Origin of the sequence: Nesterenkonia sp. E16_10, from assembly GCF_017347085.1 — a bacterium.
Classification (GTDB): domain Bacteria; phylum Actinomycetota; class Actinomycetes; order Actinomycetales; family Micrococcaceae; genus Nesterenkonia.
In genome coordinates this window covers 65071-88772 of record NZ_JADPSA010000001.1, presented here as the reverse complement: position 1 = coordinate 88772, position 23702 = coordinate 65071, and the positions used below count along the sequence as shown (strand labels likewise).

Annotated in this window: 19 protein-coding genes; 11 read left to right on the top strand and 8 right to left on the bottom strand. The window is 68.1% G+C overall.

The window, feature by feature from the left end; all coding sequences use genetic code 11:
• Positions 1-30 precede the first annotated feature (30 nt).
• The 6 genes from I2487_RS00405 to I2487_RS00380 all read left to right on the top strand — a co-directional run bounded on the left by I2487_RS00405 (position 31) and on the right by I2487_RS00380 (position 7467).
• On the top strand, positions 31-810 hold the full coding sequence (locus I2487_RS00405; protein WP_207169833.1) for a protein phosphatase 2C domain-containing protein: 780 nt from the start codon (positions 31-33) through the stop codon (positions 808-810).
• Between the two features lie 118 nt (positions 811-928).
• On the top strand, positions 929-1987 hold the full coding sequence (locus I2487_RS00400) for a baeRF2 domain-containing protein (RefSeq protein ID WP_207169832.1): 1059 nt from the start codon (positions 929-931) through the stop codon (positions 1985-1987).
• Positions 1988-2207: 220 nt separating this feature from the next.
• Positions 2208-2504 carry an Asp-tRNA(Asn)/Glu-tRNA(Gln) amidotransferase subunit GatC gene (gene gatC / locus I2487_RS00395; protein ID WP_207169823.1) on the top strand — a complete coding sequence of 99 codons (297 nt, stop codon included), beginning with the start codon at positions 2208-2210 and terminating at the stop codon, positions 2502-2504.
• A gap of 8 nt (positions 2505-2512) precedes the next feature.
• Positions 2513-4072: an Asp-tRNA(Asn)/Glu-tRNA(Gln) amidotransferase subunit GatA gene (gene gatA / locus I2487_RS00390; RefSeq protein WP_207169822.1), complete on the top strand. Its 1560-nt coding sequence runs from the start codon at positions 2513-2515 to the stop codon at positions 4070-4072.
• A gap of 8 nt (positions 4073-4080) precedes the next feature.
• Positions 4081-5601 carry an Asp-tRNA(Asn)/Glu-tRNA(Gln) amidotransferase subunit GatB gene (gene gatB, locus I2487_RS00385; protein WP_207169821.1) on the top strand — a complete coding sequence of 507 codons (1521 nt, stop codon included), beginning with the start codon at positions 4081-4083 and terminating at the stop codon, positions 5599-5601.
• 312 nt (positions 5602-5913) lie between these two features.
• A complete protein-coding gene (locus I2487_RS00380; protein ID WP_207169820.1) occupies positions 5914-7467 on the top strand; it encodes an alanine/glycine:cation symporter family protein in 1554 nt (517 codons plus the stop codon).
• Between the two features lie 104 nt (positions 7468-7571).
• On the opposite strand, the gene I2487_RS00375 is transcribed toward I2487_RS00380, so the two are convergent.
• The 3 genes from I2487_RS00375 to ligA are packed head-to-tail and all read right to left on the bottom strand — an operon-like array spanning position 7572 to position 11412.
• Complete coding sequence (locus tag I2487_RS00375; RefSeq protein WP_207169819.1) at positions 7572-8123, bottom strand: GNAT family N-acetyltransferase; 552 nt, start codon at positions 8121-8123, stop codon at positions 7572-7574.
• 5 nt (positions 8124-8128) lie between these two features.
• A complete protein-coding gene (locus I2487_RS00370; protein ID WP_345941284.1) occupies positions 8129-9016 on the bottom strand; it encodes an inositol monophosphatase family protein in 888 nt (295 codons plus the stop codon).
• Positions 9017-9036: 20 nt separating this feature from the next.
• Complete coding sequence (gene ligA, locus I2487_RS00365; RefSeq protein ID WP_207169817.1) at positions 9037-11412, bottom strand: NAD-dependent DNA ligase LigA; 2376 nt, start codon at positions 11410-11412, stop codon at positions 9037-9039.
• Between ligA and I2487_RS00360 the strand changes: the two genes are divergently transcribed.
• Complete coding sequence (locus tag I2487_RS00360) at positions 11393-12256, top strand: fructosamine kinase family protein (RefSeq protein ID WP_345941282.1); 864 nt, start codon at positions 11393-11395, stop codon at positions 12254-12256. The genes ligA and I2487_RS00360 overlap by 20 nt on opposite strands.
• Positions 12257-12342: 86 nt before the next feature.
• Here the strand turns inward: I2487_RS00360 and I2487_RS00355 are convergent, their stop codons facing one another.
• Positions 12343-12921 (bottom strand): arsenate reductase/protein-tyrosine-phosphatase family protein, encoded by a 579-nt coding sequence (locus I2487_RS00355; RefSeq protein ID WP_207169816.1) that lies wholly within the window; start codon positions 12919-12921, stop codon positions 12343-12345.
• A 52-nt stretch (positions 12922-12973) separates the two neighbouring features.
• Between I2487_RS00355 and I2487_RS00350 the strand changes: the two genes are divergently transcribed.
• Positions 12974-13813 (top strand): CPBP family intramembrane glutamic endopeptidase, encoded by an 840-nt coding sequence (locus I2487_RS00350; protein ID WP_345941281.1) that lies wholly within the window; start codon positions 12974-12976, stop codon positions 13811-13813.
• A 69-nt stretch (positions 13814-13882) separates the two neighbouring features.
• Here I2487_RS00350 and groL read toward each other — a convergent pair whose 3' ends face one another.
• Positions 13883-15478 carry a chaperonin GroEL gene (gene groL, locus I2487_RS00345; RefSeq protein WP_207169815.1) on the bottom strand — a complete coding sequence of 532 codons (1596 nt, stop codon included), beginning with the start codon at positions 15476-15478 and terminating at the stop codon, positions 13883-13885.
• A gap of 73 nt (positions 15479-15551) precedes the next feature.
• Positions 15552-15848, bottom strand: coding sequence for a co-chaperone GroES (gene groES / locus I2487_RS00340; RefSeq protein ID WP_036473312.1), 297 nt, complete (start codon positions 15846-15848; stop codon positions 15552-15554).
• A 341-nt stretch (positions 15849-16189) separates the two neighbouring features.
• Here groES and guaB point away from each other — a divergent pair, with 341 nt between their 5' ends.
• Together guaB and I2487_RS00330 are read left to right on the top strand one after the other, a co-directional pair.
• Entirely contained in the window at positions 16190-17728 is a 1539-nt protein-coding gene (guaB, locus tag I2487_RS00335) for an IMP dehydrogenase (protein WP_207169814.1), read from the top strand.
• Between the two features lie 13 nt (positions 17729-17741).
• Entirely contained in the window at positions 17742-18884 is a 1143-nt protein-coding gene (locus I2487_RS00330) for a GuaB3 family IMP dehydrogenase-related protein (protein WP_207169813.1), read from the top strand.
• A 105-nt stretch (positions 18885-18989) separates the two neighbouring features.
• Here the strand turns inward: I2487_RS00330 and I2487_RS00325 are convergent, their stop codons facing one another.
• A complete protein-coding gene (locus I2487_RS00325; protein WP_207169812.1) occupies positions 18990-22097 on the bottom strand; it encodes an ExeM/NucH family extracellular endonuclease in 3108 nt (1035 codons plus the stop codon).
• 288 nt (positions 22098-22385) lie between these two features.
• Here I2487_RS00325 and I2487_RS15805 point away from each other — a divergent pair, with 288 nt between their 5' ends.
• On the top strand, positions 22386-22547 hold the full coding sequence (locus I2487_RS15805) for a DUF8730 family Cys-rich protein (RefSeq protein WP_518523682.1): 162 nt from the start codon (positions 22386-22388) through the stop codon (positions 22545-22547).
• Between the two features lie 62 nt (positions 22548-22609).
• Here the strand turns inward: I2487_RS15805 and I2487_RS00320 are convergent, their stop codons facing one another.
• Positions 22610-23125 (bottom strand): hypothetical protein, encoded by a 516-nt coding sequence (locus tag I2487_RS00320; protein ID WP_207169811.1) that lies wholly within the window; start codon positions 23123-23125, stop codon positions 22610-22612.
• Positions 23126-23702: the final 577 nt, after the last annotated feature.

Below are 23702 nucleotides of genomic sequence, written 5' to 3'. Positions count from 1 at the left end.
CAGCGACCGGCCCCGTGACAAGATGGTGATGTGGCAGCCAGCGCAGAAAGTCCAGAGGAACCCCGGGTCCAGCAGACCCCGCCCGCAGGCCTCTACCTCGACTATGGGTACGGGTCCCATGTGGGCCTGCGCCGGGAACTCAACGAAGACTCTTCGGTGATCACCGACACGCTCTTCGCCGTGGCCGATGGCATGGGCGGCCACGAGGCAGGAGAGGTCGCCTCGGCGCTTGCCGTGCAGACCCTCGCCGATGGCTGGAACCGGGCCGAAGGACACGTGGCCCGGGACCAGATCCAGACCTTTCTGGCCGAGGCCGATCAGCGGATCCGCGAGGCCACCGACTCCAAGGCCGGCACCACCGTCTCCGGGGCGCTGCTGGCCGACGAGGGCGCCGGACTGAACTGGATCGTCTTCAACATCGGGGACTCCCGCACCTACCTCTTCGAGCAGTCCCAGCTGCGGCAGCTCAGCCGCGACCACTCCCAGGTCCAGGACATGTTCGAATCCGGCCTGATCACCGCCGAGGAGCTGCACACCCACCCGCAGCGCAATGTCATCACCCGCGCCCTGGGCGCTGGAGACATGTGGGACGCGGACTACTTCACCTCCGAGGTGCGCGCCGGTCAGCGGCTGATGATCTGCTCCGACGGACTCAGCGGAGAGCTGAACGACTCCGAGATGGAACGCATCCTCGGCGCCGGCCGCAACGCCCAGGACACCGTGGATTGGCTGATCCACCAGGCGCTGCGCGCCGGTGGCCGCGACAACGTCACCGTCGTCGTCGTGGACGTGCAGGAACAGATCGCTTGACCCTGCCTTTCCGTCGTCGATAGCGTCGGAGACAGTCACCTGTTGTCACCAACAGCTCGCGTCGGGCGGCGATCTGGAGCAGCGTCTCCGTCGCCGTCGGATGCAGGAAGGAGCACCGTTGCAGCTGACCAATCTCCGAGGCGTCTACGAGGCCCAGGGCCCGTTCGCCACCGTCTACCTTGAAGCACGTTCCCCCGCCGCCGATGCCGAGGACCAGCTTCGGCTCCGCTGGCAGGACCTTCGCACTCAGCTGGCCGACGCGGGAACCCCCGATGTCGCGCTGACCGCGCTGGATGAGGCCGTCACCGGGCCAGCCCCTACCGAGGTCCACACCGAGGGTCGCGTCCTCGTGGCCGATCAGACCCGTGTGGTCCTCAACGAGCACTTCGACGCCGCCCAGGGCTCCGGTGACCTGGCTACGGTCGGCGAGCCGCCGCAGCTCGGCGACTATGTCCGCCACCGCCTGGGGGCCGCCCGGATGCTGGTGGTCATCGCTGACCAGCAGCAGGCCGTCATCCGCCGCCTGGTCGTCTCCGGCGAGGACCTGCTCGCGTCAGGAGAAGAGGAGTCGGTCCAGGGCAGCAGCGTCGAGTCGGTGCACAAGCCCCGCCAGGGTGCGCTGAGCCATAAGCAGATCCAGCGATCCGCCGACGAGGCCGCCACGCAGAACATTCGGGACATCACCCAGCGGGTCGCCAAGATCGCCGACTCCTGGAACCCGGACGTGATCGTGGTCGCCGGCGAGACCCAGGGCCGTCGGACCCTGCACGAGGAGCTGCCCAAGGCGCTCCAGGAGCTCACCGTCGAGGCCGAGACCGGCGGCGGAATCCCCGCCGGCCACGCAGACGAAGGCACCGAGCAGGCGCTGCGCGATGAGCTGACCGTGATCGCTCGTCGCGTCGTCATCGCCCGCGGCAACGAGCAGACCGACCGCTACGGCGAGGCGACCGGACACGGCCGCTCCGCAGAGGGCGTCGAGGAGGTCCGCGCGGCCATCCGGCTCGGCGCGGTGGACACGCTTCTGCTGCGCCAGGATGAGCGCGCCGAGGGCGAGGACCAGCTGCTGGCGGACGCTTCCGCCAGCGGCGCCTCCTTCGGCCTGGTCGGCGCGCCGGTCTCCGGCGCCGCGGCCGCGGTCCTGCGCTACGAGGCCCCGGTCCAGGACGTCGCCGACTGAGCAGACACCCCAGCACCACCCGGCTGGCTGACCAGCTTGACCGAGTCATCGGTCGAATCGACTGATCAGCCCGGCACCACGACGGCGGCCGCCCACCTGCTCGACCCGGGAGGTGATCTCGGCAGCCTCCTCGCGGGTGGTCGCTCGACGCGGCCGCCGTCGTCGTGCTGGCCGATAGACTGGACCGAGTTCATCCACCACCGATCCCCGAGGGAGCTGCATGTCTGAGATCTCGCGCGCAGACGTTGAGCATCTTGCAAAACTCGCGCACATCAGCATGACTGAGCAGGAGCTGGAGAAGATGGCGCACGAGCTGGCCGTCATCGTGGATTCCGTGGCGACCGTCTCCGAGGCCGTCTCCGGCGAGATCCCCGCCACCAGTCATCCGCTGCCGCTGACCAACGTCTTCCGCGAGGACGAGGTCGGGCATGTCTTCACCGCTGAACAGTCGCTGCTCAATGCACCTGACGCTGAAGCCGGCCGTTTCAAGGTCCCGGCGATCCTGGACGAGGAGTGACCCCCGATATGACCACCCACACCCATGAGCTGATCCGGCTCACCGCCGCCGAGATGGCCGCGAAGCTGCGCGCCGGGGAGATCACCTCCGTGGCGCTGACCCAGGCGCACCTGGACCGGATCGCCGCCGTCGACGGCGGCGAGCGCGGGATCAACGCCTTCCTGCATGTCTCCGAGGAGGAGGCGCTGCGCACCGCCGCCGAGGTCGACGCGATCCGCGCCGCCGGCGGCGCCGAGGCTGAGGCCTTGCACCCGCTGGCCGGGGTGCCGATCGCGGTCAAGGACCTGATCGTCACGCAGGGCCAGCCCACCACCGCCGGGTCCAAGATGCTCGACGGCTGGATGAGCCCCTACGACGCCACCGTGGTGACCAGGCTGCGCGACGCGAAGCTGCCGATCCTGGGCAAGACCAACCTGGACGAGTTCGCGATGGGCTCCTCCACCGAGCACTCCGCCTACGGGGTGACCCGCAACCCCTGGGACATCACCCGCATCCCCGGCGGCTCCGGGGGAGGCTCCGCGGCCGCGGTCGCCGCCTTCGAGGCGCCGCTGGCCCTGGGCACCGACACCGGGGGCTCGATCCGCCAGCCCGGCGCGATGACCGGGACCGTGGGCGGCAAGCCGACCTACGGCGCGGTCTCCCGCTACGGGGCCATCGCGATGGCCTCCTCGCTGGACCAGATCGGCCCGGTGGCGCGAACCACCGAAGATGCCGCGCTGCTCCACGAGCTGATCGCAGGACACGACCCGAAGGACTCCACCTCGCTCACCGGAGAGGTCCCGGCCCTGGCCGAGACCGTCCGCGGCGCCGATGTGTCCGGTCTGCGGGTCGGGGTGATCAAGCAGCTGCAGGGCGAGGGATACCAGGAGGGCGTGCTGGCCCGCTTCCACGAAGCGCTGGACGCGCTGCGCGCCGCCGGGGCCGAGATCGTGGAGGTCGACTGCCCCAGCTTCGAATACGCGCTGGGCGCCTACTACCTGATCATGCCCTCGGAGGCCTCCTCCAACCTCGCGAAGTTCGACGGCGTGCGCTACGGCACCCGGGTGCTGCCTGAGGCCGGGCCGCTGACCATCGAACGGGTCATGGGCTCCACGCGGGCCGCCGGGTTCGGCGACGAGGTCAAGCGTCGCATCATCCTGGGCACCTACGCGCTCTCCGCGGGCTACTACGACGCCTACTACGGGTCCGCCCAGAAGGTCCGCACGCTGATCCAGCAGGACTTCGACGCGGCCTTCACCAAGGCCGACGTGCTGATCTCCCCGACCTCGCCCACCGTGGCGTTCCCACTGGGAGAGAAGGACGACGACCCGCTGGCGATGTACCTCAACGATGTGGCCACCATCCCCGCCAACCTCGCCGGGATCCCCGGCCTCTCGGTGCCCGGCGGACTCTCCGAAGGCCTGCCGGTGGGGATCCAGTTCCTCGCCCCGATCCGAGAGGACGCCCGGGTCTACCGCGCCGGCGCGGCGCTGGAGAAGCTGCTGACCCAGGACGCTGAACCACTCTGGGCCCAGGCCCCAGAGCTGGCGGAGACTGCGGAAGCGGCGGCTCACGCCGCCGGGAAGTGAAGGAAGACATGACTGACACGCTGACCGACGCGTCCCCGCTGAGCTTCGAGGAGGCACTGGAGCGGTTCGACCCGGTGCTCGGCTTCGAGGTCCACGTGGAGCTCAACACCAAGACCAAGATGTTCTCCTCGGCGCCCAATGCCTTCGGCGACGAGCCCAACACCAACGTCAACGAGGTCTGCCTGGGACTCCCGGGCACCCTGCCGGTGGTCAACGGCAAGGCCGTGGAGTACGCGGTCAAGCTCGGGCTCGCGCTGAACTGCGAGATCGCCGAACGCTGCCGCTTCGCCCGCAAGCAGTACTTCTACCCGGACACCCCGAAGAACTGGCAGACCTCGCAGTACGACGAGCCGATCGCCTTCGACGGCTACCTCGACATCGAGCTCGACGACGGGGAGGTCTTCCGCGTGGAGATCGAACGCGCCCACATGGAGGAGGATGCGGGCAAGCTGACCCACGCCGGCACCTCCGGGCGGATCCAGGGCGCGGACTATTCCCTGGTGGACTACAACCGCTCCGGGATCCCGCTGGTGGAGATCGTCACCAAGCCCATCGTCGGTGCCGGTGCTCGGGCGCCGGAGCTCGCGCGGGCCTACGTCTCCGCGGTGCGCGACATCGTCAAGGGCCTCGACATCTCCGACGCGAAGATGGAGCGCGGCAACGTCCGCTGCGACGCCAACGTCTCGATGATGCCCAAGGGCACCACCACCTTCGGCACCCGCTCGGAGACCAAGAACGTGAACTCGCTGCGCGCCGTGGAGCATGCGGTCACCTACGAGATGCGCCGCCACGCCGGGATCCTGGCCGCCGGCGGCACCATCGTGCAGGAGACCCGGCACTGGCAGGAGGGCAGCCGCACCACCAGCTCGGGCCGCCCGAAATCCGACGCCGATGACTACCGCTACTTCCCGGAGCCGGATCTGGTCCCGATCGTGACCACCGCCGCCTGGGTCGAGGAGCTGCGCGCGCAGCTGCCCGAGCCGCCCGCCGATCGCAAGCGTCGACTGCTCGCCGCCTGGGGCTTCTCCGAGCAGGAGTTCCGCGACGTGGTCGCCGCCGGTCTGCTCGATGAGATCGATGAGACCGTGGCCGCCGGGGTCTCCCCGAGCGTGGCCCGCAAATGGTGGATGGGGGAGATCTCCCGACTGGCCAACGCGCGCGACCTCGAACCCGCCGCCCTCGGCGTGGAGCCCGGCACGATCAGCGCGCTCAACGGGCTGATCACCCAGGGTCGGATCAACGACAAGATCGCCCGCCAGGTTCTGGAGCACGTGATCGCCGGGGAGGGAACCCCGGAGGAAATCGTCACTGTCCGCGGACTGGAGGTCGTCTCGGATGACTCCGGTGCGCTCACCGCTGCGGTGGAGAAGGCGATGGCTGGGAACCCTGACGTGGTGGAGAAGATCGCCGCCGGCAAGCTCAAGGCCATCGGGGCGCTCATCGGCCCGGTGATGAAGGAGACCCGGGGTCAGGCAGACGCCGGCAAGGTCCGCGAGATCGTGCTGGCCAAGCTGGGGATCGAGGGCTGAACCGGCCCGCCGCATCGCGGCGCCGCAGCCGCCCCGGCACACCACCGAGACCCTGACAGACGGCCCAGAATCCGCTCCCTGAGCGCGATTCTGGGCCGTTTTTGTGTTCTATGGCACAATTCTCTCTTGTGCAATATTCCACCACCTGGCAACATGCTCGATACACAATCATTGCGTGTCGCAAACTGGCCGTAACAGTGGGGGAGTAGATTATTGCGCAACCCGAGGCCTGACCTCGGACCGTCACATCACACGCGCTTCGCACCAACACATCACACGCGCTTTGCACCGATCATCGAGTGAGGGAATCACATGAGCACCATGAGTGCATACATCTCGGCGGCAGCCACGGAGGAATCCGCGCTGCAGGGGGCCGCCAACACCGTGGACGGCTGGTTCGCCGGAATCACGGAGTTCTTCTCCGGAATCATCTTCGCCACCGTTCCACTGGGCGGCTTCGACGCACCCGTCGTGGTGCTCTGGTCGATCCTGGCCGCCATCGGCTTCACCATCTACTTCGGCTTTGTGCAGTTCCGCACCCCGCAGGTCAGCCTCGAGGTGCTCCGCGGCAAGTGGACCACCGAGAAGGACCCCGGCGAGGTCTCCCACTTCCAGGCGCTGACCTCAGCGGTCTCGGCGACCGTGGGTCTCGGCAATATCGCCGGTGTGGCCGCCGCGGTCTCACTGGGCGGCCCCGGCGCCACCTTCTGGATGATCGTCGCTGGTCTCTTCGGCATGTGCACCAAGTTCGTGGAGTGCACGCTGGGCGTGAAGTACCGCTACATCGATGAGAACGGGATCGTCCATGGCGGACCCTTCCAGTACCTCAAGGTCGCCTACCACAAGCTCGGTCGCATCCCGGTGGCCATCATCACCGGCCTCTTCGCCATCGCCATCATGCTCTTCGGCGTGGTCGGCGGCGGCATGTTCCAGTCCAACCAGGCCTTCGGCCAGCTGCGCGCCGCCACCGGCGGAGAGGAAGGCCTCTTCGGCTCGGACCTCGCCGCACTGATCTTCGGCCTGGTCTTCGCAGGACTGGTCGGCGTGGTGATCATCGGCGGCATCAAGTCCATCGGTGCGGTCACCGCCAAGCTGGTTCCCGCCATGGCCATCATCTACGTGGTGGCCTGCCTCATCGTCATCGGGGTGAACTTCTCCAACATCGGCGAGGCCTTCAGCGCGATCATCGGCGGCGCCTTCTCCCCTGAGGGCATCTCCGGCGGCGTGCTCGGCGTCATCATCATCGGTGTGACCCGCGCGGCCTTCTCCAACGAGGCCGGCATCGGTTCCGCACCGATCGCCCACTCCGCCGTGAAGACGCGCCGTCCGATCTCCGAGGGCTTCAACGCTGCTCTCGAGCCGTTCATCGACACGGTCCTGATCTGCACCATGACCGCACTGGTCATCATCTTCGCCTGGACCCCCGAGTACCAGGAAGCACTGGACGCCGGTGGCGCAGACAACCCCGTGGGCCTGACCTCGGCGGCCTTCGACTCCTTCCTGCCCGGCTTCAACATCGTGCTGACCGTCGCGGTGCTGCTCTTCGCCTTCTCCACGCTCATCACCTGGGCGTACTACGGCATCCAGGCCTGGCGGCACCTCTTCGGCACCACCAAGGTCGGTGACACGATCTTCCGGATCATCGCACTGACCCTGGTGGTCCTGGGCTGCCTGGTCTCCACGCAGAACATCTTCGACTTCGCCGACTCGGCGCTGTTCATGTGCATCTTCATCAACGTCATCGGCCTGGTCATCCTGGCGCCGAAGGTCAAGGAAGAGATGAAGCAGTACCTGGCGGACCGCAAGGCGGGTCGTCTGCTGGAGGATCCGGAGCCGCTGCCCCACGAGCTGGCAGAGCGCCGCTGATCCCAGCAGCTCTTCGCGACACGTCGCGATGAACGATGAAGCCCGGTGGTGCCTCTCGAGGGGAGAGGAACCACCGGGCTTTCTCGTGCCTGCATGCGCCGGGCTCAGACCTCACGCCGAAAGAACGGGAACCGTGCTGACTTCTCGGGCAGGTAGAAGTCCCGCTCCGGCATCGGGCGGAAGCCCTCGGAGCGGTAGAGCGCGTGCGCAGTGGTCATCGAGGTCAGGCTGCACAGGGTCAGCGCGTGGATCTCCGGGCGCGACTCGGCCAGGCCGATGATGTGACGCACCAGGGCCCGTGCGATGCCCCGGCCCTGATGCTCCGGCGCGACGGCGAGCATCCTGAACTCCATCTCCCCGGCCCGGGCCACCTCGGCCATCGGGCCTCCGGCATCGGCGACCGCCACGGAGGCGGCCACCGCGGGGCCCTCGAGGGTGTCCACCTCGGCGACCAGAAGCTGCGAGCCGCGGGCGCGGGTCTCGACGTCGCTCAGGTGTGAGACGTAGGAGTCTCCTGCGCTGAGGAAGCCGCCGTCGACATAGGCGGCCACGGTCAGCTCCGCGATCCGGTCCCAGTCGGCGACGGCGGCGGGGCGGATGTGCATCGACCCCGAGTCGGTTCGGGCGCCGCTGGGCTGCGAGTGGTTCCGGTCCATGGCGCTCAGCGGGTCAGCGGAGCCGGGGAGAGCTCGCTGGGGTCGATGCCGATGTCCCCGATCACGGTCCAATCCGGGGTCTTGCTGCTGTCTGCCGCGATCGGGCGGCGCACGAAGACCCCGGCCTCTTCGGCGATCAGCGCCCCGGCGGCCCAGTCGTGCTCCCAGATGCCGTACTCGGCGTAGGCGTTCTGGGTGCCATCGGCCACCATGCAGATGTCCAGAGCGGCGGCCCCGAGTCGGCGCATATTGCCGAAGTGCGGCAGCATCGCGCTGACCGCACGGGTCTGCTCGGCGCGTCGGGCGGGGTCATAGCCGAAGCCGGTGGAGAGCAGCCCGGCGTCGAGCTCGCCGGTGGGTCCGCCCAGCCGGGTCGGCTCGGAGTCCCCGTGGGTGCTCCAGGCGCCGGCTCCGGCGCTGGCCCACCAGATGCGGGAGAGCGCCGGAGCCACGACGACGCCGGCCAGCCAGCTGCCGTCCGGGCCCTGCAGACCCACCGAGGTTCCGTAGTAGACGATCCCGCGGATGAAGTTCGTGGTGCCGTCGAGCGGGTCGATGGACCACCGGTAGCCGCTGGGCTCAGCCGGTGTGGTGGTGCCGTACTCCTCACCGGAGACCTCATCGGAGGGTCGACGCCGGTTGATCACCTCGCGCACGGCCTGTTCGGCGCGCCGATCGAAGTCGGTGACCAGATCCGAGGCCGAGGACTTGGTCTGCACCCCGGAGTGCTCCTGACCCAGGACCAGCCCGGAGGGGGAGACGTCCTGGCGTTCGGCCAGGACCCCGGCACCGGCGGCGGCGGCCTCATGGGCGATCTCCAACAGGTCCTGCAGCTTCTGCGGGCTCAGCTTCTGTGGGGCAACGATCGCTGGGTCCACGCTTTCGGGGTTCACGTTCTCAGGCTTCGGCATAGTCAGGCATCGTCCAATCCGTCGGGACCCTTGTTCAGCAGTACAGTGAACGCTTCTTCGTCGAGCACCGGGACGCCCAGCGCCTCGGCCTTCTCGAGCTTGGTGCCGGCATTCGCGCCGGCCACCACGTAGTCGGTCTTCTTCGAGACCGATCCGGCGGCCCGGCCGCCTCGGGTGATGATCGCCTCCTTGGACTCATCCCGGGAGTAGCCCTCCAGGGATCCGGTGACGACCACGCTGAGTCCCTCCAGGGTGCGCGGAGCGGACTCGTCGATCTCATCGACCATCCGGACTCCGGCGGCGGCCCAGCGATCCACGATCCGGCAGTGCCAGTCGGTGCTGAACCAGTCGACGAGCGTGGACGCCATTCTGGGGCCGACCCCGTCGATCCCGGCGAGCTCCTCCTCGCTGGCCGCCCGGATCTTCGCCATGGAGCCGTAGGCGTTGGCCAGCGCACGGGAGGCGCTGGGTCCGACATGCCGGATCGAGAGCGCGACCAGCACCCGCCACAGCGGCTGGGCCTTGGCCTTCTCGAGCTCGGCGAAGAGCTGGACGGTGTTGGCCGTGGGCTCGGAGGCCTTCTTCACCGTTCCATCCTTGGCGAGCTGCGCCTTGGTGAAGAAGTACAGCGACGGCGCCCACTTCCCGGTGGACTCACGCTGCCCGGTCTCGGCGTTCTTGCGTCGGGTCTCGCGCCAGACGTAGACGTCCTTGAGGTCCTGGAGCCGAAGGTCGAAGAGTCCGGCCTCACCGTGGAGCACCGGCTCCTGCGGGGTCGGGGCACCCTCCTCGTCGAGCTCCAGGCCGATGCCCGAGGCGCGGGTCTCCGCCCAGTCGATCAGCTCCGGGATGGGCCGGCGCAGGTCCGGGTTGGTCAGCGCCAGTCCGGCCTCCTCGCCGAGCGCCTCGATGTCCAGGGCGCCGCGGGAACCGATGTGGATGACTCGCTCGCTGACCTGGGCGGGGCAGCTTTCGGCATTGGGGCAGCGGTAGTCGACGTCGCCCTCCTTGGCGGGAGCGAGCTCGGTGCCGCAGACCGGGCAGTGGGTGGGGAAGCTGAACTCGAAGAGCTCGTCCTCCCGGTTCTTCCGCGCCGGCAGCACCGGTCCGACCACCTCCGGGATCACGTCCCCGGCCTTGCGGACGATGACGTCGTCGCCGATCAGCACCCCCTTGGCCTTGACCACGTCGCGGTTGTGCAGGGTGGCGCGGGAGACCACCGAGCCGGCGACCTTCTTGGGCTCCAGCACGGCGAAGGGAGTGACCCGGCCGGTGCGTCCGACGTGGACCATGATGTCGAGCAGCCGGGTGTGGACCTCTTCGGGCGGGTATTTATACGCCGCGGCCCAGCGCGGCACCCGGGAGGTGTGTCCCAGGCCGCGCTGCTGGGCGAAGTCATCGACCTTGATGACCACCCCGTCGATCTCATGGACCAGCGAGTGCCGCTTGGCCTGATGTTCGTCGAGATACGCCTCGATCTGCGCGTAGTCCTCCAGCAGGGCGGTGTAGGGGCTGACCGGCAGCCCCCAGGCGGCGAGCTGGTCATAGGCGGCGTGCTGGCTGCCGGGCTCGAAGCCGGTGCGCGCGCCGATGCCGTGGACGAACATCGACAGCGGCCGCTCGGCGGTCTTGGCGGGATCCTTCTGCCGCAGCGAACCGGCCGCGGCGTTGCGTGGGTTCGCCAGCGGAGCCTTGCCGGCCTCGGTGAGCCCGGTGTTGAAGGCATGGAACTCCGCGGTGGGCATGAAGATCTCGCCGCGGACCTCGAGCTCTTCCGGGTGGTCCGTTCCGGCGAGCTCGGCGGGGATGTCCTTGATGGTGAGCACGTTATGGGTGACGTCCTCACCGGTGGTGCCGTCGCCGCGGGTGGCCGCGCGGATCAGCTTGCCGTGGCGGTAGAGCAGGTTGATCGCCAGGCCGTCGATCTTGACCTCGACCAGCCAATTCACGGTCTCCTCGGGGCGCTGGGCGGCCAGCGAGGCGCTCGCCCGGTCATACCAGGTGCGCAGCTCCGAGGCGGTGAAGACGTCTTCGAGGGAGTACAGCCGCTGCAGGTGCTGCACCGGGGAGAAGGCCTCGGCCACCTCGCCACCGACCTCCTGGGTGGGGGAGTCTGCGGCGATGATCTCTGGGTGCTCCGCCTCGATCTGCTCCAGGCGTTCGAAGAGGACGTCGAACTCGGCGTCGGAGATGATCGGATCGTTGTCCTGGTAGTAGGCGATCCGGTGCTTGCGCACTTCTTCCACCAGCTCCACGTACTCCGCGCGCAGCGCGTGTGACGGAACCGCCTCGGCGGCGGCCTCGGAGGAGTCAGCGGCGGGGTTCTGGGTTGTTTCGCTCACTCGTCTGAGTCTAGTCGTGACTAGGGTGTGGCACATGGTCTTCATCAAGCACGCCCCCGCAGCTCACCCGCAGGCCACCATGGTGGAGGCCGCCGGGCTGCGCTGGCTCGCCCAGGCCGCCGGGGCACCGGTGGTGCCGGTGCTCAGGGCCTCGCCGGGGACCGAGCCCGGGTCTGGGCCCGGAGCCGGATCCGATGCGCGACGCGGCGCGCTGGAGCTGGAGGAGCTCAGCTCGAGGACCCCGGATGCCGCTTCTGCGCAGCGCTTCGGCGCCGCACTGGCCCGCACCCATGCCTGGCTCGCCTCCCGCCCCGGAGCCGCTGGCTTCGGCGCGCTGCCCCCCGAGCATCCCGTCGGCACCCCGGCCTATTTCGGACCCGCCGAGCGGCCGCTGGCCCTGGGGATCGGGGTGCACAACTCCTGGGGTGCCTTCACCGCGACCGAGCGGCTGGACCCGGTGCTGCAGGCCCTGGAGCCGAGCATCACGGCAGAGGATGCGAAGCTGCTGCGCGCCGCGCGAGACCGGATCGGCTCCGGGGTGCTCGATGACGACGAGCCGCCCGCGCTGATCCACGGGGACCTCTGGGCCGGCAACGTGCTCTGGACCAGCACCGAGGCCGGCGCCGTGGAGGCGGTGCTGATCGACCCGGCAGCCCACGCCGGACATCGGGAGACCGACATCGCGCTGCTGCACCTCTTCGGGCTGCCTGAGCTGGACGCGGTGATCAGCGGCTATCAGCAGGAGCACGCGCTGCGGGAGGGCTGGCGAGAGCGGATCCCGCTGCACCAGCTCTTCTGCCTCGAGGTGCACTGGCTGCTCTTCGGAGCCAGCTATCGCGGGGCCACGCTGAACGCCGCCGAGGCCGTGCTCCGGCTCTGAGTGGCACGAACCTGCGGGGCGAACCTGCGGAGCGCAGGCGCTGGGCCGGTGCGCTGGGCGGGCCGCGGGAGGTTGAGACCGGCCGCTCAGCCTCGCAGGGTCTCGCGCAGCGTCGTGATCGGTTCGCGCACCTGGGCGAAGGACTCATCGAAGACGTCCTCGGGCATCATGTACGGGTCCACCACATCGTCCTGCGCCGTGGGCGACTGGGTCTGATCGCGCTGGTCTGCCACCAGCGGCAGCAGGGCTGCAAGCTTCCCCGCCACGGTCTGTGAGCTCTCCAGGGCCTCGGCACGAGCGGTGGGGTCCAGGGAATCGAGGAGCCGGACGAACTCGCGCAGCGTGAACACCTTCTGCCCGCTCTCGGGGACATCGGCGAGGATGTCGCGCACATGTCCCCGGGTGGCGGTGAGCACCAGATCGGCGCTGCGGACCAGCGCGGGCTCCAGCTGCTGGGCCTCGAAATTCTCGGTGTCGGCGCCGTATTCCACCAGCCGATCCTTCATCTGCGCCTCCATGTCGTCTCCGACATGGGCGTGGGTGCCCGCGGAGCCCACGGTGATGCCAGGCTCGGAACCCAACTCATGGGCGAGCAGCCGGTCCATGGCGGGGGAGCGGCAGATATTGCCGGTGCAGACGGCGAGCAGGGTGTAAGTCTCAGTCATGGCTTCCATCTGACCACACTCCTCGACGCTGGTCAGATCTAGACTCTTGAGCGTGAAGCCAACGACGCCGGAGGTCTCCGGTCCGCAGTCCACCGACTCATCGGGATCGGCGCTCCCTGTGCGCGCGCAGGGAGCGCCCACTCCGATGAGTCGGCGGTTCCTGGGCTGGGAGCTCGCGATCGTGCTCGGCCTCTCGCTGGGCCGCTCCGCCGTCTACGCGGTGCTGCGGCTCATGGAACGGCTGAGCCTGGCGCCGCTGTCCGAGCAGAGCGCCACGGTGCAGTCCTCGCGATCCCGGGCGGAGTTCTTCGACTTCAGCTACCAGGTGCTGGACTCGGTGTTCGCGCTCTTCCCGGTGGTGTTGGTCTGCTATCTGTTCTTCCTGCAGGGGATGAACCCGTTCCGCCGCTTCGGGCTGGACCTGCGCCGTCCCGTGCGGGACCTCAGCCTCGGCGTCGGACTGTTTCTGATCATCGGGCTGGGCACGCTGGTGGTCTACGGGCTGGGTCGGGCGGCGGGGATCACCACCGAGATCATCCCGGCCGACGTCGGCGAGCACTGGTGGACCACTCCGGTGCTGATCCTGGCCGCGCTGCGGCATTCGCTGCTCGAAGAGGTGATCATGGTCGCGTACCTCTTCGACCGGGCCCGCCGGATCTGGCCCCGGGTGAGCATCTGGCTGATCATCCTCGCGGCGGCGCTGCTGCGCGGGGCCTACCACCTCTACCAGGGCTTCGGGCCGGGCATCGGGAACCTGCTGATGGGCATCATCTTCGGCTGGATCTACCACCGCTACGGCCGTGTGATGCCGCTGGTGATCGCGCACCTGCTGCTGGACGTGGTCGCGTTCCTGGCCTTCCCGCTGGTGCTGCAGCTCATCGCGCTCTCCTAGCCCGAACGCAGCTGGGGCCCTGACCGAGAACGGTCAGGGCCCCAGCTGTGAGGGAAGACTCAGAGACGATCAGTGATCGTCTTCCTCCTCCTGCTTCTCGACCACGAGGGTCTCGGTGGTCAGCACCAGGGCCGCGATGGAGGCGGCGTTCTGCAGAGCAGAGCGCGTGACCTTCACAGGGTCGATGACGCCGTCGGCGATCAGATCGCCGTAGACGCCGGTCTTGGCGTTGAAGCCGTGGTTCGGCTCCAGCTCCGCGACCTTGGAGGCGACGACGAAGCCGTCCTCCCCGGCGTTCTGAGCGATCCAGCGCAGCGGCTGGACCAGCGCGCGGCGGACGATGCCCACAGCGGCTGCGGCATCCCCGGAGAGCGCCTGCACGTCTTCGTCCTCGTCCAGCACGGAGAGGGCGTTGATCAGCGCGGTGCCGCCGCCGGCCACGATGCCCTCTTCCAGAGCCGCACGGGTGGAGGAGACGGCATCTTCGATGCGGTGCTTGCGCTCCTTGAGCTCCACCTCGGTGGCAGCGCCGACCTTGATGACGCCGATGCCGCCGGAGAGCTTCGCGAGACGCTCCTGGAGCTTCTCGCGATCCCACTCGGAGTCAGAGGCGTCGGCCTGGGCCTTGATGGTGGCCGCGCGAGCGTCCACATCCTCCTTGGACCCGGCGCCGTCGACGATGGTGGTGGCGTCCTTGGTCACGGTCACCCGACGTGCGGTGCCCAGTGATTCCAGATCCACCTGATCGAGCTTCAGGCCCAGATCAGGAGAGATGACCTGTCCGCCGGTGAGCACGGCGATGTCCTCGAGCATGGCCTTGCGGCGGTCCCCGAAGCCGGGAGCCTTGACCGCGACCACATTGAGCGTGCCGCGCAGCTTGTTGACCACCAGAGTGGAGAGGGCCTCGCCCTCAACGTCCTCGGCGATGATGAACAGCGGGCGCTTGGCCTGCAGGACCTTCTCCAGCACGGGCAGGAACTCCGCCATGTTGGAGATCTTGCCCTGGTTGATCAGGATCAGCGGATCTTCGAGGATCGCTTCCTGGCGCTCAGGATCGGTGACGAAGTGCGGGGACAGGTAGCCCTTGTCGAACTGCATGCCCTCGGTGATCTCCAGCTCGGTGGAGGTCGAGGACCCCTCTTCGATGGTGATCACACCGTCGGTGCCCACGGCGTCGAATGCACGAGCCAGGAGTTCACCGACCTCGTCGTTCTGTGCGGAGATCGCGGCCACGTTGGCGACCTGCTGGCCCTCGACCTCACGGGCGTTCTCGCGCAGTCGGCGGGTCACGGCGGCGACCGAGGTCTCGATGCCGCGCTTGATCTCGCTCGGTGCCGCACCGGCGGCCACGTTGCGCAGGCCTTCCTTGACCAGCGCCTGGGCCAGGACCGTTGCGGTGGTGGTGCCGTCGCCTGCGACGTCGTTGGTCTTGGTGGCGACCTCCTTGGCCAGCTGCACGCCAAGGTTCTCGTACGGGTCTTCGACCTCCACCTCGCGGGCGATGGTGACGCCGTCGTTGGTGATGGTCGGTGCGCCCCAGGACTTGTCCAGGACTACATTGCGGCCTTTCGGGCCGAGCGTGACCTTGACCGTGTCTGCAAGCTTATCGATGCCGGCTTCCAGAGCGCGGCGTGCAGCATCACTGAATTCAAGCTGCTTTGCCATGGGTTAGTGCTCCTTTGAGAGTGTGAGAATCGGATCGTGATCGGGTCCGTGAAGAACCTTCAGTGGTCCGTTCTTACTTCTCGATGATGGCCAGGACATCGCGAGCGTTGAGCACGAGGTACTCCTCGCCGCTGACCTTGACCTCGGTGCCGCCGAACTTGGAGTAGATGACGACGTCGCCCTCGGAGACGTCAACCGGGATGCGCTTGCCCTTTTCGTCGAAGCGACCTGGGCCCACCGCGATGACCTTGCCCTCCTGGGGCTTCTCCTTCGCGGTGTCGGGGATGACCAGCCCGGAAGCGGTGGTCTGCTCTGCTTCCAGGGGGCGAACAACGATGCGATCCTCGAGAGGCTTGATAGAGACTGACACGTCAGTACTCTCCTTTGCGTGGTGTGGATTCGGTTTATCAGCACAGACCCGTCCAGAGACTCCCGGTGCTTCCGGGGTGCTCGACGAGCCGAGATCTGTCGCACGCCTTGGGAGTGGCCAACCGTCGTCGCGGTGCCGGATGGTGCCCCGTCAGGCTGATCTCCGCGGGTTGACGACCCGCGGACAAGCTGGCACCCGAGGGTCTCGAGTGCTAGACGAAACTTTATAGACGGGCTTAGCACTCGGTCAAGCAGAGTGCTAAGCCTTTGGCTCCGGGCGGACGTGGACGACACGTAGACTTGGGCCCGAGCCACCCGCTTTTGACCCCGAGAGGCACCACCGTGACTGAACCTCATCAGCAGCCGAGCGCGGCCGGAGGCCCGGAGCATGATCCCTTCGGCTTCGTCGGACTGACCTACGACGACGTCCTGCTGCTCCCCGGCGCGACCGACGTCATCCCCTCAGAAGCAGATACCGCCACCCGTTTCTCACGCAACATCGTGCTGCAGTCCCCGGTGGCCTCGGCCGCGATGGATACCGTCACCGAGGCGCCGATGGCCATCGCCATGGCGCGCCAGGGCGGCATCGGCATCCTGCACCGCAACCTCTCCATCGAGGATCAGGCCCGGCAGGTGGACAAGGTCAAGCGCTCCGAGTCCGGCATGATCAGCGATCCGGTGACGATCACCCCGGACGCGACCATCGCCGATCTCGACGAGCTCTGCGCGCACTACCGGGTCTCCGGACTTCCCGTGGTCGATGCCGAGTCCAAGCTGCTGGGCATCATCACCAACCGCGACACCCGGTTCATCCCGCGTGAGCAGTACCTGACCACCAAGGTCTACGAGAAGATGACCCCGCAGCCGCTGATCACCGCCCACGTGGGCATCCCCAACGAGGAGGTGCTGCGGATCTTCTCCGAGCACCGGGTGGAGAAGCTGCCCCTGGTCGATGACCAGGGCGTGCTGCAGGGATTGATCACCATCAAGGACTTCGACAAGGCCGACCGCTACCCGCAGGCCACCAAGGACGAAGAGGGCCGGCTGCGCGTCGGTGCGGCCGTGGGCTTCTTCGGTGAGGGCTTCGAGCGCGCCATGACCCTGATCGACGCCGGAGTCGACGCCCTGGTGGTGGACACCGCCAACGGCCACACCCGCGGCGTGCTGGACATGATCGCCCGGCTCAAGGCCGAACCGGCCGCGGCCGGGGTCGATGTGATCGGCGGTCAGGCGGCCACTCGCGAGGGAGCCCAGGCGATCGTCGACGCCGGAGCCGACGCGGTCAAGGTCGGCGTCGGCCCGGGCTCCATCTGCACCACCCGCATCGTCGCCGGCGTCGGGGTTCCCCAGGTCACCGCGATCTACGAATCATCCAAGGCGACCATCCCGGCAGGGGTGCCGCTGATCGCCGACGGTGGCCTGCAGCACTCCGGGGACATCGGCAAGGCGATGGTCGCCGGGGCCGACTCGGTGATGCTCGGCTCGCTGCTGGCAGGCTCCGCCGAGTCCCCCGGAGACCTGGTCTTCTACAACGGCAAGCAGTTCAAGGCCTACCGCGGCATGGGCTCCATGGGCGCGATGCAGACCCGCGGGAAGAACACCTCCTTCTCCAAGGACCGCTACTTCCAGGCCGACGTCCCCACCGATGAGAAGCTCATCCCCGAGGGCATCGAGGGGCAGGTGCCTTACCGCGGCCCGCTCGAGGTGGTGTTCCACCAGCTCACCGGCGGTCTGCGCCAGACCATGTTCTACGTGGGGGCGCACACCATCGACCAGCTCAAGTACAAGGGCAAGTTCGTGCGGATCACCTCCGCCGGACTCAAGGAATCGCACCCTCATGACATCATGATGACGGTGGAAGCGCCGAACTACCGGCGCTAGTAAAGGAGCAGCTTTGAGCAACGAGATCCCCATCGGCCTGGCCAAGAACGGCCGTCGGGCCTGGGCGCTGGACGATGTCGCCATCGTCCCGAATCGACGCACCCGCAGCCCCGCGGATGTGAGTCTGGACTGGCGCATCGACGCGTACTCCTTCTCCATGCCCGTGGTCGGCGCCCCCATGGACTCGGTGATGTCCCCGGCCACCGCCATCGAGCTCGGCCGGCAGGGCGGCCTCGGGGTCCTCAACCTGGAGGGCCTCTGGACCCGCTACGAGAACCCGGAGCCGGTGCTCGCCGAGATCGCGGCGCTGGGCGCCGAGGAGGTCTCGGCGCAGAACACCCGCCGGCTCCAGCAGCTCTACGCCGAGCCGATCAAGGCCGAGCTGATCACCGCACGGCTGGCCGAGATCCGGGAGGCCGGCGTCGTCGTCTCCGGCTCGCTGACTCCCCAGCGCACCCAGGAGTTCTACAGCACCGTCATCGAGGCGGGGGTGGACATGTTCGTGATCCGCGGCACCACCGTCTCGGCCGAGCACGTGGCGCAGAACGGTGAGCCGCTGAACCTCAAGGAGTTCATCTACGAGCTCGATGTGCCGGTCATCGTCGGGGGCGTCGCGGGGTACACCCCGGCGCTGCACCTGATGCGCACCGGCGCTGCCGGCGTGCTGGTGGGCTTCGGCGGCGGGGCCGCCACCACCACCCGCCGCGCCATGGGCATCCGGGTGCCGATGGCCACCGCGATCAGCGACGTCGCCGCGGCACGCCGGGACTACCTGGATGAGTCCGGCGGCCGCTACGTCCACGTCATCGCCGACGGCGGCATGGGCTCCTCCGGAGACCTGGTCAAGGCCCTTGCGATGGGCGCCGACGCCGTGATGCTCGGCACCACCCTCGCCCGCGCCGAAGAGGCGCCGGGGCAAGGCTGGCACTGGGGACTCGAGGCGGTGCACCAGGACTTCCCGCGCGGCCATCGCACCCGGGTCGGGACCGTGGGACCGCTGCAGGAGGTGCTCTGGGGGCCCGCGCATCACACCGACGGCTCCTCAAACCTGATGGGCGGCCTGCGCCACGCGATGGCCTCCACCGGCTACGTGGATCTGAAGTCCTTCCAGCGTGTGGACGCGATCGTCTCCCCGATGGGCCAGCAGACCCGCTGAGCCTGCTTCTCGGCAAAAAAATCGTAGGGCTGTGGGGATGTCGCAGGGCGTGGGCTCTACGACATCCCCCAGCCCTACGATTTTTTCACGTCGGGGCGGGTCGGCTCAGCAGCTGCCGGACTCCTCCCAGGGACCGTAGCGGCCTCCGGGCTCCTGGTTCCGGGTGTGCCACTTCGCGGTGTAGCGGACCCCGTCGTGGACGACGGTCTCGCCGCCGTCGAACTGTGAGCTCGGCGCCCACTGCGCCCAGGTCTCACCGGAGCAGGCGGTGGGGGCGCCGATCTGGGACCAGGCGCTCCATGGGGAGGCCCCGGGCTCCTGGTTCTGGGTGTACCAGAGCGCCCGGTAGACGCCGCCGTCATGGCTCACGGTGTCACCGTGGGTGTAGACCGCCCCGGAGCTCCAGGCTTCGTGCTCCGGAGACTCCTCCTCGTCCTGGTCCCCGTCCCCGGGAGCCTCGGAGCCTGAGAGCACCAGGTCAGCGAGGATCGGGTCGTGGTCTGAGGAGCGCCACTGGTCCGGGGAGTAGAGCAGGGTGCCCACGGAGTTATAGCGGCTGTACTCCAGCGCCAGCGGCTCCACGGAGTTGATGTTCCAGATCTCGGTCTGCACGACATCGGCCACGGCGGCCTCGGAGGCGAAGAGGTGATCCAGGGACCCCACCGCGCCGTCGAACATGTAGCTGTACCCACCGGTCTCAGCCGAGAGGTTCGTATAACCGGCCTCGGCGATGACCTGCAGCGGGTCCTCCATCTCGTAGGAGTTGAAGTCGCCCATCAGGAAGGTCTTCTCGGTCTCGACCTCCTCCTCGAGCGCATCGGCGAAGGCCACCAGCGCCCGCGCCTGCTGGACGCGGTCCCCGTTGAAGGAGCCCTGCCCGGTGGTGTCGGCGTTCTCGCCGGTGCCGCTGCCGCCCTTGGACTTGAAGTGGTTGACGATCGCGAGGAAGCTCTCGTCCTCCTGTGTTCCGCCGTTCTGGGCTCCGCCCTCGACCGCGGTGAACTCCTGGGCCAGCGGCTCCCGTGCGTTGGAGAAGATCTCCTCGAGGTCCAATCCGGCGAAGGCCTCCTGATCGAGGTCCTCGACCCCGTCCTCGAAGAGGATCCGTGAATCGCCCTCGGGTGCCACGCGATCGGTGCGATAGATGAATCCGTTGCGGATCACATCCTCGTCAGCGGGCACCTCCTCGGGGGATTCGACGTAGTCCCAGGTGCCGGCGGTGCCCTCGGCGCCGTTGAGCGCCTCGACCAGTGCGGCCAGCGCGCGGTCACGATCACCGTCTTCCACGAAGTAGCGGCTGTTCTCGATCTCCTGCAGTGCCACGACGTCGGCATCGAGTCCGCTGATGGCGGTCACGATCTTGTCCTCCTGGCGCTCGAAGCTGGCCTGGTTGTAGGCGCCGCGGGCGTCGCAGTAGTCATTCGTGGTGGGATTGCCGTCGATATCGGTGTAGAACTCGCATCCGGGCTCGTCCTCACCCAGCGAGACGAAGTAGTTCAGCACGTTGAACCCGGCGATGCGCACATCGCCGGCGCGCTCGGCAGGGGACTCGTTGCCTTCGCGGGTGTTCTCGAACTGCGCCGGCTGGACCTGCTCGGCCGTCTCGGGCGTGAGCTTGCTCAGCGGCTGGAGCCGCCATTCCTCGAACCGGTAGTCCATGATCACATCGGTCTGCCAGAGCACCTCGGCGCCGATCCGGATCGGATCCTCGATGCTCAGATACGGCAGCGGCTGGTCCCGATCATCGCTCCAGGCCTGCCAAGAGGTCGACGCCGCGTCGTCCAGATAGATCACACGCTCATCGTTCTCCGCCGCCAGCGCCTCGGCCTCGGCGCCCGGGCGGAAGGCTGAGGTGGGATTGATCAGCGGCTCCTCACCCAGGACGATGCCGATCTCGCCGTACTGGTTCAGCGTGTAGTGATCGGTGACCGTGTAGCTGCCCTGCGGGTCCAGCAGCATGCCCAGCAGCGATTCGCGCTGCTGCGGATCCTCCGGAACCTCGAGAGAGGCCGGCTTGACCGCTTCGAAGGGTTCGTCCTCGATGAGCGCCAGCTCGTGGTGCGGGGTCTGGGTGGACTCCGGATAGAGACTGATCTGCGGAGCGTCGTAATAGATCTCGGCGTCTCCGGTGATCTCCACGAAGTCCCCGATCTGCACGAGTTCCTGGGAGATCGCGTCCGGGGAGTACACGAAGATCGCCTCCGAGGTCTCGTGGCTGCTCAGATCCACATCGCCGCCGGAGCCTGCGGTCTGCAGGTAGAAGCCGTTGAAGCTCTGCTCGGCGGGGTAGACCGCGGTCACCACGCCACGGGTGGTCACCGGGCGGTCCTCGCCATCGGAGTCCAGTGCGGCGTTGATCTCGGCGATCTCCAGCTCGCTGGGCTCGGTCGGAGTCTCAGGGTCTGTGGGCTCAGGATCTGCAGGATCGGTCGGCTCGGGATCTGCAGGATCTGCAGGATCGGTCGGCTCGGGATCTGCCGGGTCGCTGGGCTCGGGATCCGTCGGTTCCGTCGCGCCGAGGGTCTCTCCAGCGGCATTGGTCGGGGAGGGCTCGCCGCGGGTGAAGTCCACGGAGTTGTCATCGGTGTCCACGCCCTCGGCCCTGCCGATCGAGGTCGTGTTCGTCGCGGCGGTGGCCGGTGCGGTCTCGAACGTGTTGCTGGTGCCGAAGCCCAGCAGGTCCGCCACCTGGTCGTGGTCCACCACCGAGTCCAGCGGCAGTTCCTCCAGCGCCTCGGATGTCGTGGCCAGGATGAACGTGCCTCCCGCGGCGGCGCCGATGGCCGCACCGGTCTGGGCGTCCGGGGTGGGCAGGGCTGCGCCGTCGCCGTTGTTCCCGCCGCCCTGGATCAGATAGTGCCCCCCGGGTTCGATCTCGCCGCTGAGCTCGACGGTGGAGCTCGGGGCGCCCGTGGAGGTCCGGGCGCGGTACTGCAGCGACCAGTCGCTGAGGTCCACGGCGTACTCACACGTGTTCAGCAGCTCCACGAACCGGTGGGAGAGGGCGGCGGATCCGCTCCCGCCGTTCGGGAAGGCCTCGTTGATCACGACGCAGTCGGCACCCGCGGGACTGCCCTCCTCAGGGGCAGGGGAGTCGGTGGAGCCGAAGGCGGGGGCGGGGGCCAGCAGGGCTGCGCTGAGCCCCAGGGCGGCGAGTGCCCGCGGCAGCGGACGTCCTCGCCCGGGTGGGGCGGTCTGGTGGGGGATGCTCATCAAGGTGGAGTCTTCTTCCATTCGAGGTGATCGTCTCGTGCGCTCACCGATGGTCACGTCAGTGGTGTCAGCGTGGACCGGGCCGCCGTGCAGAGAGCGCCGCAGACCCAGCCCACCATCGAATCCAAGCAGGGTCATGTGAACGGCGTGCTACAGATGAGGAAACCCAGCACCGCATGTGACCTGCAAGGATGACGGCGCAGCACGGGGCGGGAGGATGATGAGGGTGCGCAGAATATACCCCCGGGGGTATAATGGGGTACCGTTCAACCAAGCAGAGGAGCCACCATGTGTCGAGCCGTGACCTGCCAGACCTGTCACAAGACCACCTGGGCCGGATGCGGCCAGCATGTCGATCAGGTGATGCGCGGGGTCAGTCCCGCCCAGCGCTGCCCGGGACATGAGCCCACGCGCTCCGGCGGATTCCTCAGCAGGCTCTTCAGCCGCTGAGCGTCGCTGAGGGTCGTTGGAGCGTCGCCTGAGAGTCGCCCCTCAGGTCAGCCAGGCAACGCTCACTGCTCTGGCCAGTCCGAAACCTCCGTGATCACCTGAGATGCTCGGGATTCGGCGTCTCGGGCGATCTCCGCGCAGTCCTCGCCCTCGGGGCAGGCGTAGGACCAGGAGACCAGGCCGCGCGCGGCCGCCCCGAGATCCGAGGGGTAGGACCCCGGGACGTACTCGGGGAGGTCCGCGGTCTGATTTCGGATCCAGTAGCTGTAATCGGCCATGAGCGGCAGAGCCTCGGCGAAGAGGTCGTGGCACCGGGGTTCCGCGGCCACGCAGTCGGCCTGGAGGTACTCGCGGTGCCATGCTTCGAGCTCGTCCAGGTGGAGATCCCGGGCCTCGGCCAACCAGGCAGCGCCCGGTGCCTCGGCCGCTGAGCCTTGTCCGGGCCCCGGCGTCGCCGTGGCTGTGGCCTGGGCGGTCGGCTGCTCGTCGGGTCCCGCCGATTCCTCGGGCTCCCCGGCGCAGCTGACCAGGCCAAGGATCGCGAGGACACCGATCCCGGCAGCGGCTGGCTTGTGCATGACCCCTCCAGGGGTGAGTGATGGGTGTCGGCGGATGCCGCAGGGCGCGCATGCCAACGGTACCCCGGGTCCTTGACGCACAGTGCCGCCGGACACGAAGAAGCCCGCCGGTCTGGTGTCCAGACTGACGGGCTTCACTCGGCGGAGGATGGGGGATTTGAACCACCAACGTTACGACCACCTCAGACGCCCTGCATCCCTTGAAAATGAAGGGATGCAGGGGCATTGAAGGCCCACGGTCATGACGATCTTCTACGAACGTATCGACCCTCTGTGACCCATATTCTGTCCCCACTGGGGAGATGGATTCGGTGGGTGTGTGGGTCACGTGCGAGGAGTAGATCATCGCCACATGGGGATGCACATCGAGCTCGTGCGTCACGGCGTCGAGTGTCGCGTGCATCTGTGTGGCTCGGCGCCAATCCTGCCGCCGGATGAGCAGGGTCGCGGTGAATGCATCGGCGTCATGATTCCAGCGGGGAAGGCGGTCGTCGTGACCGTAGTAGGCGTGGGCGATCTCGTGGCTAAGGACGTACGGCTCTTGGATCGGGGACAGGCCGGGGTAGAGCCGGATGGC